The 229-nt window shown below is 69.0% G+C and carries 1 pseudogene; it reads left to right on the top strand.

The annotated features are described in order from the left end of the window. Window positions 1-20: 20 nt before the first annotated feature. Window positions 21-229, top strand: a pseudogene (locus SB754_RS23450) (NAD(P)-dependent alcohol dehydrogenase); the annotation flags it as partial.

The raw sequence follows: 229 nt of genomic DNA, 5'->3' as shown, positions 1-229 counted from the left end.
CCGGGGGGCTGGCAGAACTCATGCTGGTCCCTTCCGCCGATGTACTCGTGCCCACCGGATCGCTGCCCGCGCAGCAGGCCGCGCCGCTGGCCGACGCCGGACTGACCGCCTACCACGCAATTCGCACGCACAGAGATCTGATCGACAGCGAGACCGTTGCCGGGGTTGTCGGAATCGGTGGACTCGGTCACCTGGCGGTCCAGATCCTGCGGGCGTTCGGGGTCCGGCA

The organism is Leifsonia sp. SIMBA_070, assembly GCF_046534635.1.
Classification (GTDB): Bacteria; Actinomycetota; Actinomycetes; order Actinomycetales; family Microbacteriaceae; genus Leifsonia.
Note: the sequence above shows the minus strand (reverse complement) of the source record. Positions and strands in the feature narration are given on the sequence as shown.